The following is a 15621-nucleotide window of genomic DNA, read 5'->3' as shown; positions in this document are numbered from 1 at the left end:
CAGTGAAATGGTAGACGATAACACAGACCAATCGCTGTCGTTCGGCCGGCTACTCTTCGGAGCCGGACTAGCGCTACAGGCCAGCGAAGACTTCCGAGAGATGGACGAGACGGTCGAGTACGCCGAATCAGCCGGCGTTCCGGTGCCGGACGTCCTCGCACCGCTGGCTTCGGGGATGATGCTCGTCGGCGGCATCGGGGTGGCGCTGTGGCGGTTTCCGCGGATAGCGACCGGTGCTGTCGTGACGTTTCTCGCCGTCGTGACGCCGACGATGCACGACTTCTGGAACGCCGAGCCGGGTGACCGGTCCGGAGAGCGACTGGCCTTCTTCGGCAATCTGGCGATGCTCGGCGCGGCGCTGGCGTACCTCCGAAAAGCCTACCGCTAGAGGGCCTCCTTGTAGGCTTCTAGCGTCTCCTCGACGTCCTCCGCAGTGTGGCGATAGGAGACGAAGTTCGACTCGAACTGGTTTTGGGAGACAAGGACCCCCTCTTCAATCATCTTCGGGCGGAAGAGCCGGGCATAGCGGTCAGTCTCGGCGTCCCGAACGTCCGTCGCGCTGGTGGGACAGGTGCCGTAGCGGCTGCAGTCGGAGGACTGTCGGCAGCCGTTGCGGCAGGCCTCACCCTGCGGCGTACCGTCACCGCGGGTGAAAACCACCTTGAAAAGCGAGTCCGTACCGACGACGGTGTATTCGGGAGCCTGGTCGGCAACGATGTCCGATAGCCCCTCCCGGAGCTGTCGCCCGAGTTCGTTGACGTGGTCGTAGACGTCCTCCTCGGCACAGAACTTCAGCGTCTCAAGCCCGGCAGCCATCGTGACCGGGTGCCCGGAGAAGGTTCCCGCCTGGAAAACGTCGCCGGAAGGCGTGAACTGCTCGATGTACTCCGTTTTCCCGCCAATCGCGCCGACAGGGAAACCGCCGCCGATTATCTTGCCAAACGTGGTGATGTCGGGGTCAATGTCGAACTTCCCTTGGGCACACTGGAGCCCGCCGACGCGGAAGCCGGTGATGACCTCGTCGAAGATGAGCAGCGAGCCGTAGTCGTCGCACAGCGACCGCAGCGCCTCGTGGTAGCCGTCCTCGGGATACACGATGCCCATGTTGGCCTGAACTGGCTCGACAAGCACCGCGGCGATGTCGTCGCCGTGGGCACGGAAGACCTCGCTTGCTGCCTCGGGGTCGTTGAACGGCACGGGAATCGTATGCTCAGCGAAGGACTGGGGGATACCGGCACTCGACGGCGCGACGTCGTCGGCGTCGCCCTCGACGAGGGTCGACTCTTGGGCACCGTGGTAGCCCCCCTGCATGACGACAATCTTGTTCCGGCCGGTGGCGGCGCGGGCGAGACGGCAGGCCGAAACGGTGGCCTCGGTGCCGCTGTTGACAAAGCGTATCATCTCGACGCTTGGGACGTGCCGGCAGACGAACTCGGCGTGTTCAACCTCGATTTCGGATGGCATCCCGTACATCGGCCCCTCCGAAGCACGAGACTGGACGGCCGCCTGAAGCTGTTCGGGCATATCGTGGCCGAGCAACAGCGGGCCGAGTCCCTGAATCCAGTCGATGTAGCGGTTGCCGTCGGCATCGATGACGTGCCCGCCGTCGCCGTGGTCGGCAAACACCGGATACGGCTGCGGCGCGGCGCGGACGGCCGAGTTAACGCCGCCGGGCAGCACCGAAAGCGCTCTATCGTACAGCGAACGGGAGCCTTCGTGGTTCATATCGGAGCGGTTCTGCCGCCGTGCCGAAAGGCGTTGCCGTCCGTTTCGAGATTGCCGCTACTACAGTGTTGCGAACAACCACAACTTTTGGAGCAGTATATTGTGACGCTCGTTCAGTGTTTCTACACTTCGTGTCGATATTGCCGCATTCAATCGCATAATACCTTCCCACACCATAGACCAGGTTGCCGCGGTCGGTCGCGGCGACCTGTACAGCACCGCTCAGAACGAACCGTAACGGCTGGCATCCATCGGTTCCTCCGTTCGGGGTCCGGCCGGACCCCGACAACTTTCGTTTCTCCGGCACCTACAGGTACCTGATGACCGCGCCCCGCCGCCGGACAATTCGCGAACGTTTGATTCCGCTGGTTGTTGCCGGACGCACGTCAACGACTACGGTTTTGGAGTGATGGTTCTTGCCATACAACGAGGATGATAAACGACCACTGGCAGTGTTCGACGGCCGGCCACATGGGCGGAGGGATATCCCCGGAAGCGTGTCCGCGAGCGGCGACTGGCGGGGGGAAAAGGCGGTGAGCGACCCGGTTCCGACGACTTGTATGCGGTGTGCGGTCGGCTGCGGACACGTCCACCACGGTGCTGACATCGGCGACGGCGTCGCCGTCGCCCGCGGCGACCCGGCCCATCCGACCAACGAGGGGCTGGCCTGCGGCCGCGGAATCCGCGAGAGCACGGACCCCGGCGGTGAGTGGCTCACGCGGCCGCTCGTTCGTCGTTCGGAAGAGCTCGTGCCGACGACATGGGATATCGCGCTCGGAGCGGCCGTCACCGGGCTCCGAGAGCAGATAGCGGACGACCCCCACAGCGTCGCCGTCCTCGGGAGCGGCCAACAGACCAACGAGGCCGCCTATGCGCTCGGAAAGCTCGCCCGAGGCGGCATCGGAACCCGACACTACGATGCGAACACGACGCTGTGCATGGCCAGCGCCGTCGCTGCCTACTACGACGCCTTCGGCAGCGACGCGCCCCCGCCGACATACGATGACATCCCCGACGCAGAAACACATCTCGTGTGGGGGGCGAACCCGGCGGTCGCCCACCCGGTCATGTTCCGCTGGATTCACGATTCGGCGACAGACGACGGAGAGCTCATCGTCGTCGACCCGGTGGAAACAAAGACCGCACAGGCGGCAGACGAACACGTCAGACCGGACCCCGGAACCGACCTTGCGCTTGCCCGTGCAGTCCTTGCCCGATTGCTCGACCGTGGCGAGGTCGACCGCGAGTTCGTCGCAAACCACACGGTGGGGTTCGACGACCTCCAAGCCGTGCTTCCCGAGGCGGAGACTGCCGCCGAAAGAGCCGGCGTGTCGCTGGCGACTGTTGACCGACTCTGTGCGGCGCTTGCACGACCGACGCTGTGCTACTGGGGGATGGGCGTCAACCAGCACGTTCAGGGTACCGACACCGCCGCCGCGCTGGTCGACCTGTGTCTGGCGACGGGCAACCTCGGTTCGGGGAGCGGCCCGTTCTCGCTGACCGGGCAGGCGAACTCGATGGGGACCCGCGTCTGTTCCGCGAAAGGAACGTGGCCCGGCCACCGGCCGTTCGCAGACCCCGAAGCACGGCGGGATGTCGCCAGCGCGTGGGACGTGCCGGTCGACCGCCTGCCGGACGATACCGGCCCCGGCCCGGTCGGTATCGTTGAGGCCATCGAAGCCGGCCACGTCGATGCGGCCTACGCCGTCGCGACGAATCCCGCCGCCGGAATGCCCGACGCCGACGCCGTCCGGGACGCGCTCGAAGATGTCTTCCTCGTAGTACAGGACGCGTTCCGTACGGAGACAACGGCGTTGGCGGACGTGGTGTTGCCCGCCGCGACGTGGGGGGAATGTGAAGGGACGACGACGAACATGGAGCGTCGGATATCCCGGGTGCGGCCCGTGATGGAGCCACCAGCCGGCGTCAAGACGGACCTTGAGCTGATAACGACGCTTGGAAACGCCTTCGAGCCGGGGCTGTTTGCGACCGACGAGCCCGCAGCCGTCTTTGAGGAATTCGCCGCCTTGACCCGCGGGACTGTTGCCGACTGCTCCGGGGTCAGCTACGCGCGGCTCGACGCCGAACACGCCGTTCGGTGGCCCGCCCCCGATGCGACGACGCAGGGCGGCTACCGGTATCTGGACGACGACGGCGGCTGGACGTTCCCGACGCCGTCCGGGCGGGCGCGGTTCTCGACGGCCACGTTCGATGGGCTCGCCGAACCGACCTCCGAGTCGTACCCGCTGACGCTGACGACCGCCAGAACCGACGCCGAATACAACACCGGCATCCGCTCGCGCGACCCCGGCGACGACGACCCGGCGACGGCGCGAGTCCACCCGGAAACTGCAACGGCTGACGATGGCGCGACCGTTCGTGTTGAGTCACCGCGTGGGTCGGTCCCGGCACGCCTCACACACGACGTGGCCGTCCCTACGGGTGTTGTCTGGCTGCCCATCCACCATCCGCGAGTCAACGAACTCACGACGCGAAAGCGCGACCCGACGGGCGAGCCGAACTTCAAGCAGTGTTCGGTTCGCGTCCGTGCAGCCGAGGACGGCGGGGCCGAGCGCGTCGGCGAAGCCGACAAGCCCGACCAGTCCATGACCGCCCGATGAGTCCGCCCGGAGGTTTATATCCGTTCGTTCTGACCGGGAGCATATGCTACCGTTGCAGATGTCGTTCAGCGGCGCGGAGCTTTTTGTGCTGTTTTTGATACTGCTGTTGTTGCTCGCCCCGATTGCCGTCGCGGTCGCCGTGCTCGTCTATTTGCGGTCGAAACGGAACGACCGACTGGAGGCGCTCGAAGAACGCATCGAGCGGCTTGAAGCCGAGCAGGACAACTGATACCAGCGGTTAGCGGTCTGTTATTACGGCGCGGGCGACGACAGCCACCAGCACGAGCCCGAGGACAATCATCAGCCCTTGGGAAGTCGCGGCGACAGCGGAGTCACCGTCTCCACCGGTCACGAGCGCGATGATATCGGGCACTGCACGCAGCGAGCCCAAAACACCGAGGGCACCCAGCGCGCCGATGCCGTACATCCCGAGACGCTCACGGTCGGTCGCACGTCCAACCGACGCGAACCCGATGATGAGAACGCCGAAGAGAGCCGGGATGAGCGCCGTCATACTGGCGAAGTCAGTGAGGACCCATGCGCCGACACCGAGGGCGCTCAAGAGGGTGCCAACAACGAACCCGGCTGTGAATACGGACTGAGTGCGGTCTGTCATGGCTGTGTGTTTCACCACCGGCCCGATATATCTTCAGTAAAACTACTCCAGCGTCTCGGCGAATCCGAACCGGGGCTTGACATCCGTGACGCGAACTTCGGGCGCGTCACCTGGTTCGGCACCGGATACAAAGAGGGTGTAGCCGTCGACCTTGGCGACGCCGTCGCCCTCGTCGCCGAGATTGTCGATCTCGACTTCCAGCGTGTCGCCCTCACGGACCGGGGCTGTGAGCCGTCCCTTAGCGACCATGAACAGCTCCGACGATGAGTCTCGGGAGGCATCAGGGTGAATCGTCCGGACGTACTCGAACTCGCGGTCGATGTCTGCCCGAAGGTCGTCGGTGTCCGGTCCCTCGAAGACCTTGGCGACGAGGTCGCCGTTCGGCGCGAGCAAATCGAGTGCCGTCTCGAAAGCCATCCGCGCCAGATGGACCGAGCGGGCGTGGTCGAGGGAGTATTCACCGGTCATGTTGGGTGCCATATCCGATATCACCACGTCAGCTTCGCCGACGAGCGCCCGAACCTTCTCTCGGGTTGCATCCTCAGTCATGTCGCCGCGGACCGTCTCGACCCCTTCGATCGGGTCGATGCGCTGGAGGTCGACGCCGACAACAGTGCCTGCCTCGCCGGCCAGTTCATTGGCGACCTGTAACCAGCCACCGGGGGCGGCACCGAGGTCGACAACCGTATCGCCCTCGTTGATGAGGTCGGCGGCTTCGTCGAGCTGTTTGAGCTTGTAGGCGGCCCGACTCCGATAGCCCTGCTGTTTGGCCCGGTTGTAATAATCGTCTTTCCGTGTCATATATTGTTCACCGAACGCCGTCGAACGCTCCGCGTGGGGGCGGGCGGCGAATCCGCGTTCATGCCGCGCATACGCCGCCGAGGCTGAAAGGGCCGTCGGATACCGCCGGAACCGACCACAGCCGGGGTGCAAACGCTGCCCGCCGCGTAATGATTTAAGGTCACGCCGCGTGCCTTCCCTGCATGGACTACGAACTCGCCATCGAGAACACACCGGAGACAGTCCCGGCCGGCACCGGCATTCTGCTCATCCACCCGAGCACTGGCGAAACCGACCGCATCGACACCGACTTCTTCAAAACCGATACCGACCGACTGTTCGTCATCTCGACGCGGACGACAGCCAGAGAGGTCCAGCAGAAGCTAGAGTACTACGATGTCGACGAATCAACGGCCGAGATTCTGGACACGCTGTCGGTCGAGCGGGGCTATTCACGGCGGAGCTCGGACCGGGTCCACTACGTTTCCGCGCCGGACGACCTCGACGGCATTGTTGAGACGACACGGCAGTTCCTCGACGAAAACGAAGGCAAGCGCCGCATCAGCCTCGATTCGGTGACCGAAATGGCCTACTACGCCGATGAGGAGCGGGCACTCGAAGCAGTCGGGGAGCTGCTGGAGCTGCTCGCCGAGTACGACGCCGTTGGGCTGTTCCACCTCTCCGAAGAGGTCCACGATGACGCCGACGTCGAGGCGTTCAAGGAGCTGTTCGACGGTATCGTCTACCTCGAAGAAGACGGGACGGTTGAAAGTCAGTTCTAGCTGCGGTTAGTAGAATTCGCGGACGAGGTCGGTGGCGTCTTCGGGGGCACCGTCGGGGATGTCGACCATCGGCTCGTCGACGCCTTCGCGGACCTCGAACGGCACCGAACTCTCATCCTGATACAGCACGCCCTGGTACTCCTTTTCGCGGTCAAGGATGAGCTCTTTGGCCTCGTCGTAATCCGAAGGGTCGTGGTCGACGTCCTCGTCGCCGACATCGACGATTGCATCCCGGAAGTAGTCGTAGGTATCGACGTCGTTGAACGTCACACACGGCGAGTAGACGTTCACGAAGCCGAAGCCGTCGTGCTCGATGGCCTCTTGGACGAGTTCGGCGTGGCGCTGGGAGTCCGACGAAAAGGACTGGGCGATGAAGGTCCCGCCTGCTGCAAGCGCCAGCGCCAGCGGATTCACCGGCTGCTGGTTGGTCCCGTCCGGCGACGTCGAGGTCTCGAAGTCCTCACGCGATGTCGGCGACGCCTGGCCCTTCGTCAACCCGTAAATGCGGTTGTCCATGACCACGTAGGTCATGTCGACGTTTCGGCGGACGGCGTGGATGAAGTGGCCAGCCCCAATCGAGTAGCCATCACCGTCGCCGCCAGCAACCATCACCTCAAGCTCCGGATTGGCCATCTTGACGCCCGTCCCGACCGGCAGGGCGCGACCGTGGACACCGTGCAACGCATACGAATGCATGTAGGTCCCAATCTTACCGGAGCAGCCGATACCCGCGACAACAAACGTGTTGTCCGGGTCGTTGCCGGTTTCCGCCAGCGCCTTCATCATCCCGTTCATCGTCCCGAAATCACCGCACCCGGGACACCACGTCGGCTGCTTGTCTGACTTGAAATCAGTAAAACGTACGTTCGAACTCATTGTTATGCTTCGACCTCCGCTGTTTCGCCGAGAGCGGCCTTGATATCCTCTGCGAGTTCGTCCGCCTTGAAGCGGACGCCGTTGTACTTGTTGATTCGTTCGACCCGCGTGAGCGCGTCGTGTTCTATCAGGTCTGCGAACTGACCAGTCGCGTTACACTCGACGACAATCACGTCGTCTGCGGCGTCAATCTCCTCGGAGAGGTCCGGCCGTGGGAAGATGTACGGCACCGAAATGAATCGCACATCGAGGTCTTCCTCGTCGAGGTAGCCGATGGCCTCCCGCATTGCGCCCTCGTTGGAGCCCCACGAGATGACGAGCGTGTCGGCGTCCGCGTCGCCGTACTCGCGGTAATCGAAGTCCTCGCGCTCGATTGCGGTTTCGACCTTCCGGTCGCGTTTGTCGACCTGCTTGACCCGCATCTCCGTGTCCTCGGTTCGGCGGCCGAGTTCGTCGTGTTCGAGGCCGGTCGACATGTGAGCGCCGTCCTCCGTGCCGGGGAAGGCGCGGGGGCTGATGCCGTCGTCGGTGATGGCGTGCGGCTGGAACTGCCCCTTCTGGTTTGTCCACTCGTCGATGTTGTCCTCGTCGACGACCTTGCCGCGGTCGATTTCGACGGCGTCCATGTCGAACTCCTCGGGCTCGAAGGTCTGTTCGGTGACCGCAAGCGAGAGGTCAGCGGTGAGGTAGACGGGGAGCTGATACTTCTCGGCGAGGTTGAACGCCTCGACGGTCTTGTGGAAACACTCCGAGATGTTCGTCGGTGCGAGAACGAACCGGGGAACCTCGCCGTGGCCGCCGTGGAGCATCGCAGTGAGGTCGCCCTGTTCTTGCTTCGTCGGCATCCCGGTCGAGGGGCCGGAGCGCATAACGTTACAGATGACAAGCGGCGTCTCCGAGGTGGCGACAAGCCCGAACGTCTCCGCCATCAGGTCAATACCCGGCCCGGACGTCGCTGTCATCGAGCGGGCGCCTGCGCGGGCGGCACCGAGCGCCATGTTGATGGCCGACAGTTCGTCTTCGGCCTGCACGACGACGCCACCGTAGTTCTCGACACGTCCTTTGAGATACTCCATTACGTCCGTTGCGGGCGTAATGGGGTAGCCGGCGTAGAACCGGCAGCCGCCGGCGATTGCGCCCATCCCGATGGCCTCGTCGCCGTTCAGAAGGACGTAGTCGTTGTCGGTCGTCTCAAGGTCATAGGGCGTCGAGAGGTCGTATTCCTCACGGACGTACTCTGCGCCGAGCCGAGCGGCTTCCTTGTTGTTGTCGACGATGGCCTCACCCTTGCCGCCGAAGCGCTTTTCGAGTGACTCGTCGAGATATTCGATGTTGAAATCGGCGACCTCACAGGCTGCACCGAGGGCGACGATGTTCCGCATAATGGCGCCGCCGGCATCCTCCGCAAGCGCCTTCAGCGGAACATCGAGCCCCGTCATCTCCCCGGGGGCTTCGAAGTCCGACATCATCGAACGCTCGCCGTCGTAGATGATGATGGAGTCCTCGTGGAGTTCATCGAGGTTCTCATCGACGGTGCGCTGTGTGAGCGCGATGAGGATGTCGAGTCGGTCGACGACGCTTTCGACGCGGTCGACAGATGTTCGTACCTTGTAGGCGGTGTACCCGCCGCGGATTCTCGATGCGAAGTCTTTCGAGGTAAAAACGTGGCGCCCTGCGCGGGAGAGCGCCTGGGCGAAGATTTTCCCGGTGGAGTCAATCCCATCGCCGGCTTCGCCGCCGACGGCCCAGTTTAGGTCCTCTGGCATACTAGGCAGGGCTTCAGCACGACGGACGTTAAGCCTTCTGAATATTGCCGCAACCGCTCGTTGACAACCGGCAGCGCCTGCCTCCGTCGAAGCCGACAGACCAGCCGGGGCGGTTCGTAAACGCCTTCCGGACGACGCTCCCACCGATAGTATGGACCCAATCGAGACGACCGTCGCCGCCGTCCGCGAGGTCGGCCCCGACGCTGTCGCCATCGACATCGAAACGCCGAGCGGGTTCGAGGCCGCGCCGGGGCAGTTCGTCAAGCTCTCGGCCGAACTCGACGGCGATACCACCGGGCGGTTCTACACTGTCTCGTCACCTGATACTGAAGCGGTGTTCGAAATCACGGTCGGGTACGACGCCGAAGAGGCCGGTGCGTTCAGCGAGTACCTTCAGGCCATCGAGGCCGGGGACACGGTGACAATTACTGGCCCGTTCGGGAACGACTACTACGAGGGTGAGCCGCGAGCAGTTATCATCGCCGGCGGGCCAGGGGTCGGCCCGGCGGTCGCTATCGCCGAGCGCGCGCTCGCGGACGGACACGATGCTGCCGTGGTGTACGTCGACGATGAGCCGCTCCACGAGGACCGGCTCGCTTCGCTCTCGGCGGGTGGGGCCAACGTTTTGGTGCTGAACGGCGCCGAACAGCTCGGGGATGCCGTCGCTGACGCCGTCACCAACGGGGACGGCGAGCAGGTTTTCGTCTACGGGTTCTCGTCGTTCCTCGAAGACGCAACGGCGGCTATCGAGGCGGCGGGCGGCGACGCCGACGCGGCAAAGACCGAAAACTTCGGGTGAGGACGCCCCCTCTCGACACGCGACTATTTATATACAATACCGCGGCCATCGGCTGTATGCGCTGGTAGTTCGACCACGGCCCGCCGGGGCGGGTGTGCGGCATCCGGGCCGTGGACTGGACGTGTGCCGCCTGTACGCTCAGTGTTCGACGTACTCGATTAGGACGCCCCCCGTCGATTTCGGGTGTAGAAACGCAACCTGATGTCCCCACGCACCCTGTCGCGGTGCTTCGTCAATGCATTCGACGCCGAGGTCGGTGGCCGTCTCTAGTGCCGCATTGATGTCGGTCGTCTCCAGTGCGATGTGGTGGAGACCCGGGCCGTGTTCGTCGAGATAGCTCGCGATAGTGCCGTCGTCCTGTGGTTCGAGCAGCTCGAAGTAGCCGTTCTCCAGTTCCAAAAAGAGCACCTTCAGTTCCCCGAACCGCTCCTCGTGGGCGATGCTACAGCCGAAGAGGTCCTCATAGAGGAACGCAAGCCCCTCGGCATCGTCGGTCGCAACCCCTGCGTGGTCGAATCGCATACCGGGGGTATCACCAGCGACAAATAAAAACGGGCTGGAACGGATTGGCAGTCAGCCGTGGTACTCGCCAAACACATCTCGCATGGCGTCACAGATTTCGCCAGTCGTCGCGTACGCTTTCACCGCGTCAACGATGTAGGGCATGACGTTCTCGTCGCCCTCGGCCGCGCCCCGGAGTGCCGCGAGGGCGTCTTCTACGGCTTCGCTGTCGCGTTCCGCCCGTAGTTCTTGGACACGCTCGCGTTGCTTTCGCTGTTGTTCGTCGCTTACCTCCTCGATATCTTCCTTGGGGTCTTCATCGACTTGGAACTCGTTGACGCCAACGATGATGCGGTCGCCGGAGTCGATCTCCTGTTGGCGCTCGAAGGCCACGTCCTGAATCTGCTTTTGGACCCACTGGTTTTCGACGGCCTGCCGCATCCCGCCGCGGTCGTCGGCCTCCTCAAGCAGCTCGAAGGCCTCCTGTTCGAGTTCATCAGTCAGGCTCTCGACGTAGTACGAGCCGGCGAGTGGGTCGATGGTATCAGCCGCGCCGGACTCGTGGGCGAGAATCTGTTGGGTCCGCAGTGCGGTCCGAACGGACTGTTCTGTCGGCAGCGACAGCGCTTCGTCTTTCCCATTGGTGTGTAGCGATTGCGTACCGCCGAGCACCGCCGCAAGCGCCTGATAAGCGACGCGGACAACGTTGTTTTCGACCTGCTGGGCGGTCAGCGTCGAGCCCGCTGTCTGGGTGTGGAACTTCAGCTGCTTGGAGGCGGGCTTTTCGGCGTCGAAGCGCTCCTCCATTATCTTATACCACATCCGACGGGCTGCCCGGAACTTCGCGACCTCTTCGAGGACGTTGTTGTGTGCGTTGAAGAAGAACGAAAGCTGTGGGGCGAATTCGTCGACATCGAGCCCGGCGTCGATGGCCGCCTCAACGTACTCGATGCCGTCGCCCAGCGTGAACGCAAGTTCCTGTGCTGCCGTCGCCCCCGCCTCGCGGATGTGATAGCCGGAAATCGAGATGGTGTTGAAATTCGGCACCTCTTCGGCACAGAACTCGAAGATGTCTGTGATAATCCGCATCGACGGCTCCGGCGGGAAAATGTACGTGTTGCGCGCGATGTACTCTTTGAGGATGTCGTTTTGGATGGTTCCCCGCAGCTCCGTCCGGTCGACGCCCTGCTTGTCACCGACGGCGATGTACATCGCCAGCAAAACTGACGCAGGCGCGTTGATGGTCATCGACGTCGAGACTTCATCGAGTGGAATCCCGTCGAAGACAGTCTCCATGTCTTTCAGGGAGTCGATTGCGACGCCGGATTTACCGACTTCGCCTTCAGCCATCGCGGAGTCGGAGTCATAGCCCATCTGCGTCGGCAGGTCGAAGGCCATCGAGAGGCCGGTCTGGCCCTCATCCATCAGGTAGTTGAACCGTTCGTTGGTCTCGTCGGCAGTCCCCATCCCGGCGTACTGTCGCATCGTCCACAGCCGCCCGCGATGCATCGTCGAGTAGACACCGCGGGTGTAGGGTGGCTCGCCGGGATAGCCGATGTCGTCCTCGTAATCGAGGTCGGCGACATCAGCCGGGGTGTACAGCGGGTCGACTTCTTGGCCGCCTGTATCAGTCGTGAACTCGTCTTTGCGTTCCCCGAAGCGCTCGACCGTCGGTCCGTAGGTCTCCTCCTCCCATTGGTCGTGCCCCTCGCGAATCGCATCGAGGTCGTCGGGGTTGAACATCATTGGAGAAAGCAGGCCGGACGGCTTAAGCGTTGGCGGGACGCAGGCGTTGTTTCGTTTGGCAACGCCGAGCGGTCGGCCACCGCAGAGAAAGCGGATATCGCGTGTCAGTCGGCAGCGTCCTTCGCGCCGTCGACAGTCTCGCGGACGGCGTCGGCTCCCTCGTCGTGGACCAAGTCGCCGACGATGACGGTATCGGCGTGCTGTCGCATCGTGTAGGCCGACTCGTAGTCGCGGATGCCGCCGCCGTAGAAGACGGTCGCCTCCTCGGTCGCGTCGGTCGCTGCCTGTACCATCTCCGGGTCACCGAGCATACCGGAGTATTCGACGTAGACGATTTCCTGTCCGAACATTTTCTCTGCGACCTCGGCGTAGGCGGCGACCTCGTCGATATCGAGATTGCAGTCGGCCTCGGTGTAGTCAGCGACGGACGCGTCAGGGTTGAGAACGATGTACGCCTCGGTGAAGGTCCGGTCCCAGTCGATGTCGCCGTCAAGCCGGACCCATTCCTTGTGTGCGCCGGTCGTCCAGAAGACGTCGCCGGCGTTGAGCACGGTGGGCACGAAGTAGCCATCGAGGTCCTCGTCGTGGACGACCGCGCCGACGTTCGACGGTTCAATGTAGACTGGAATGTCGTGGGCGGCGGTCGCCTCGACGACTCGGGCCATCTTCTCTTCTGTCATGCCGGTCGTGCCACCGATTTCGAGGGCGTCGGTGCCGGTCGCACAGACATCCTGAAACGTCTCGCCGTCGGCGAGCGTCTTGTCGGGGTCGATTTTGACGATGTGGTCCCACTCTGCCCAAGGCGCGCTCATATGCACTCCGTATCAAGGAGTAGCTAAAACGGCTTCGTCTCGACGGCAGCAACAGCGTGTGGCTGTCAGCGGCGCGTTAGTCGGCGCTAGCGCTAACGTTGGCCTCTGCTTGCCACTCCCGGAGCCGGTCTTCTGAGACACCCTGTACCTCGTTGGCGACGGCCTCGGCGTCGGCACCACGGAGGTCGGACAGCGACTCGATGCCGGCGTCGGCGAGCTTCTCGGCGGTCTTTTGGCCGACGCCGTCGAGGTCTTCGATGGCCGAGGCGGCCTGCTGTTCGCGATACTCCGTGTAGTTGCAGATGGGACAGCCAAGCTCCCACGGGTCGTCGCCGTTGTCGACGACACGGAGATGCGGCAGGTCGTGGTCCGCACAGCGTTCGTCCAGCACTTCGATGTCACCGCGACGCGGCAGCGGCAGCGAGTACTCACACTCCGGATAGCGAGTACAGCCGACGAGCCGCGAGCCGCTGCGGAGTTGTTTGATAGCCAACTCACCGTCCGCGTTGTCGCCGCAGTCGGGACAGTCGCCGATGATACGGTCGTCCGTCTCGTCGGCCTCGTCGGCCTTACACTGCGGGCAGCCATGGACGAACGTGCTCCGGCCGGCGAGCATCTTCACGTGGTTGAGGTCGTGTTCTGTACACGCCTCGTCGATGACCGTCGGCTCGCCTTGGCTCGGCAGCGGGAGCGTATACCGGCAGTCCGGAAACCCATCGCAGCCGACGAAGTACGACCCTTTTCGCGAGCGCCGTATCAGGAGGTCCTCGCCACACTCCGGGCAGGGACCGAGCATCCGGTCGGCCTTCATCGATTCTTGAAGGTGCTCGCCGATTTCCTCCCGGGAGTCGTGGAGCTCATCGAAGATGCGGCCGAGTAGCGCACGGGATTCTTCGGTCACCGCTTCGAGGTCCTTTTCGCCATCGACGATGGCCTGCATGTCCGACTCAAGCTGTGCGGTCATCTCCTCGTCGACGATGCGGTCGGCGAACTGCTCTGCGGCCTCGACGACAGCCATTGCGAGCTTTGTCGGTCGCGGCGGGTCGCTCTCGATGTAGCCGCGGTCGTAGAGCTTCTGGAGCGTGTTGTGCCGGGTCGATTTGGTACCGAGCCCGCGGGATTCGAGTTCCTCGATGAGTCGCGACTGGCCGCGACGGCGAGGAGGTTGGGTTTGCTTTTCCTCGATGCGGGCGTCCTCGATGGCAAGCTGTTCGCCCTCCTCGACAGCCGGGACGTGGTTTTCCGAGGTCGAGCGGTACGGGTACACCTCGTGATACCCCGGTTCGACGAGCCGCTTGCCGTTTGCCTTCAGCGAACAGCCGTCGGCGTCGGCGACGACCTTCAGATGTTCCCACTCGGCGGCGTCGGCAACGGTCGCAAAGAAATGCCGAACGACCAGTTCGTAGACCTCCCATTCGTCGTCCGAGAGGTCGTCCTTGTTGGGGATCTCGCCGGTTGGGTGGATGGGCGGGTGGTCGGTCGTCTCTTCGTCGCCCGCCGTCGGCTCGATGTCATCTGCCGAGCGCAACATCTCGGCGTCGTCGGCAAAGAGATAGTGGTCGGTAAACGCCGACAGCAGCGCCTCGGGGTCGAGGTCGTCCGGATAGACGGTGTTGTCAGTCCGGGGATAGGTGATGTAACCAGCGGTGTAGAGTTCTTCGGCGACGCTCATCGCCCGCTGGGCCGACAGCCCGATGCCGTTGGCGGCGCTGATATACTGGGTGGTGTTGAACGGCTCCGGCGGCTCGTCGGTCCGCCGGCGGCGGCGGACTGACTCGACCACCGCCGTGCCGGCATTCCGGAGCGTCTCGAAGGCGGTTTCGGCCCCGGATTCATCCCAGACGCGCTCCTGTTCGGTGCCGTCCTCGCGGTAGAAATACTGGGCCTCAAAGGTCGTCCCCTCGCGGGCGAGGTCGGCAAAGAGCTCCCAGTAGTCGTCGGGGTCGAAGGCCTCGATTTCGCGTTCGCGGTCGACGATGAGCTTCAGCGTCGGCGACTGGACCCGGCCGACGGAGATGAAATCATCGCCGAGTTGGTTCGCCGAAAGCGACAGAAAGCGCGTCAGCGCAGCGCCCCACAGCAGGTCGACAATCTGTCTGGCCTCGCCGGCGGCCGCGAGGTCGAAATCGAGGTCATCAGGGGTTGCGAAGGCCTCTTTGACCTCGTTTTCCGTAATCGAGGAGAACCGAACCCGCTGTATCGGAATATCGGCTTCCTCGCGGATGAGTTCGTAGGCCTCCTTGCCGATGAGTTCGCCCTCGCGGTCGTAGTCGGTCGCGATGGTCGCCCGGTCGGCTTCGCCGGCGAGTTGCTTGAGCGTCCGGACGATGTTCTCCTGTGTCGGTTTCTTGACGACGTCGGCCTCGACCAGTTCGACGGGCTGGACGTCGCGCCAGTCTTCGTACTCCGGCGGGAAGTCGACGCCGACGACGTGGCCGGAGAGGCCGACACAGCGCTTGTCGCCCCACCGGTAGACGTTGACGCCGTTCCGTCGCTCCGTAGACGCGCTGCCGTCGGAGAGGATTTCTGCGATACGACGGGCAGCGTTGTCCTTTTCGGTGACGATGAGCTCCACGTTGTGTCCGGGTACGCCGACT

The 15621-nt window shown here is 63.6% G+C and carries 14 protein-coding genes; 5 read left to right on the top strand and 9 right to left on the bottom strand.

Features of this window, described 5'->3' with window-relative positions:
* Positions 1-7 precede the first annotated feature (7 nt).
* On the top strand, positions 8-388 hold the full coding sequence (locus NP_RS03125; RefSeq protein WP_011322351.1) for a DoxX family protein: 381 nt from the start codon (positions 8-10) through the stop codon (positions 386-388).
* Here NP_RS03125 and hemL read toward each other — a convergent pair.
* Positions 385-1725 (bottom strand): glutamate-1-semialdehyde 2,1-aminomutase, encoded by a 1341-nt coding sequence (gene hemL / locus NP_RS03120; protein WP_011322350.1) that lies wholly within the window; start codon positions 1723-1725, stop codon positions 385-387. The two genes, NP_RS03125 and hemL, sit on opposite strands and share 4 nt — an antisense overlap.
* Before the next feature lie 560 nt (positions 1726-2285).
* On the opposite strand from hemL, the gene nasA reads away from it, so the two are divergent.
* Complete coding sequence (gene nasA / locus NP_RS03115) at positions 2286-4346, top strand: assimilatory nitrate reductase NasA (protein WP_083761657.1); 2061 nt, start codon at positions 2286-2288, stop codon at positions 4344-4346.
* A gap of 43 nt (positions 4347-4389) precedes the next feature.
* Entirely contained in the window at positions 4390-4575 is a 186-nt protein-coding gene (locus NP_RS03110) for a hypothetical protein (RefSeq protein WP_011322348.1), read from the top strand.
* Between the two features lie 9 nt (positions 4576-4584).
* Here the strand turns inward: NP_RS03110 and NP_RS03105 are convergent, their stop codons facing one another.
* Together NP_RS03105 and NP_RS03100 are read right to left on the bottom strand one after the other, a co-directional pair.
* The gene (locus NP_RS03105) at positions 4585-4962 is read right to left on the bottom strand and encodes a hypothetical protein (RefSeq protein ID WP_011322347.1); all 378 of its coding nucleotides are present in this window, start codon (positions 4960-4962) and stop codon (positions 4585-4587) included.
* Positions 4963-5004: 42 nt separating this feature from the next.
* On the bottom strand, positions 5005-5763 hold the full coding sequence (locus NP_RS03100; protein ID WP_011322346.1) for an RlmE family RNA methyltransferase: 759 nt from the start codon (positions 5761-5763) through the stop codon (positions 5005-5007).
* Between the two features lie 182 nt (positions 5764-5945).
* On the opposite strand from NP_RS03100, the gene NP_RS03095 reads away from it, so the two are divergent.
* Positions 5946-6524, top strand: a complete 579-nt coding sequence (locus NP_RS03095) for a DUF7090 family protein (protein ID WP_011322345.1) — start codon at positions 5946-5948, stop codon at positions 6522-6524.
* A gap of 6 nt (positions 6525-6530) precedes the next feature.
* Here the strand turns inward: NP_RS03095 and NP_RS03090 are convergent, their stop codons facing one another.
* Both NP_RS03090 and NP_RS03085 read right to left on the bottom strand, forming a co-directional pair.
* Positions 6531-7400: a 2-oxoacid:ferredoxin oxidoreductase subunit beta gene (locus NP_RS03090; protein WP_011322344.1), complete on the bottom strand. Its 870-nt coding sequence runs from the start codon at positions 7398-7400 to the stop codon at positions 6531-6533.
* A gap of 2 nt (positions 7401-7402) precedes the next feature.
* The gene (locus NP_RS03085; protein ID WP_011322343.1) at positions 7403-9166 is read right to left on the bottom strand and encodes a 2-oxoacid:acceptor oxidoreductase subunit alpha; all 1764 of its coding nucleotides are present in this window, start codon (positions 9164-9166) and stop codon (positions 7403-7405) included.
* Between the two features lie 151 nt (positions 9167-9317).
* Between NP_RS03085 and NP_RS03080 the strand changes: the two genes are divergently transcribed.
* Entirely contained in the window at positions 9318-9965 is a 648-nt protein-coding gene (locus NP_RS03080; RefSeq protein WP_011322342.1) for an FAD-dependent oxidoreductase, read from the top strand.
* Positions 9966-10103: 138 nt separating this feature from the next.
* Here NP_RS03080 and mce read toward each other — a convergent pair whose 3' ends face one another.
* From mce to NP_RS03060, 4 genes are all read right to left on the bottom strand, one after another.
* Positions 10104-10487, bottom strand: a complete 384-nt coding sequence (mce, locus tag NP_RS03075) for a methylmalonyl-CoA epimerase (protein ID WP_011322341.1) — start codon at positions 10485-10487, stop codon at positions 10104-10106.
* A 51-nt stretch (positions 10488-10538) separates the two neighbouring features.
* Entirely contained in the window at positions 10539-12209 is a 1671-nt protein-coding gene (locus NP_RS03070) for an acyl-CoA mutase large subunit family protein (protein WP_049939798.1), read from the bottom strand.
* Positions 12210-12316: 107 nt separating this feature from the next.
* Complete coding sequence (locus tag NP_RS03065) at positions 12317-13024, bottom strand: phosphoglycerol geranylgeranyltransferase (protein WP_011322339.1); 708 nt, start codon at positions 13022-13024, stop codon at positions 12317-12319.
* Between the two features lie 76 nt (positions 13025-13100).
* Positions 13101-15599 (bottom strand): DNA topoisomerase I, encoded by a 2499-nt coding sequence (locus NP_RS03060; protein ID WP_011322338.1) that lies wholly within the window; start codon positions 15597-15599, stop codon positions 13101-13103.
* Between the last annotated feature and the right edge of the window lie 22 nt (positions 15600-15621).

Origin of the sequence: Natronomonas pharaonis DSM 2160 (assembly GCF_000026045.1) — an archaeon.
Taxonomy (GTDB): Archaea; Halobacteriota; Halobacteria; order Halobacteriales; family Haloarculaceae; genus Natronomonas; species Natronomonas pharaonis.
The sequence above is the reverse complement of the archived record's forward strand: the minus strand, read 5'-3'. Positions and strand labels throughout refer to the sequence as shown.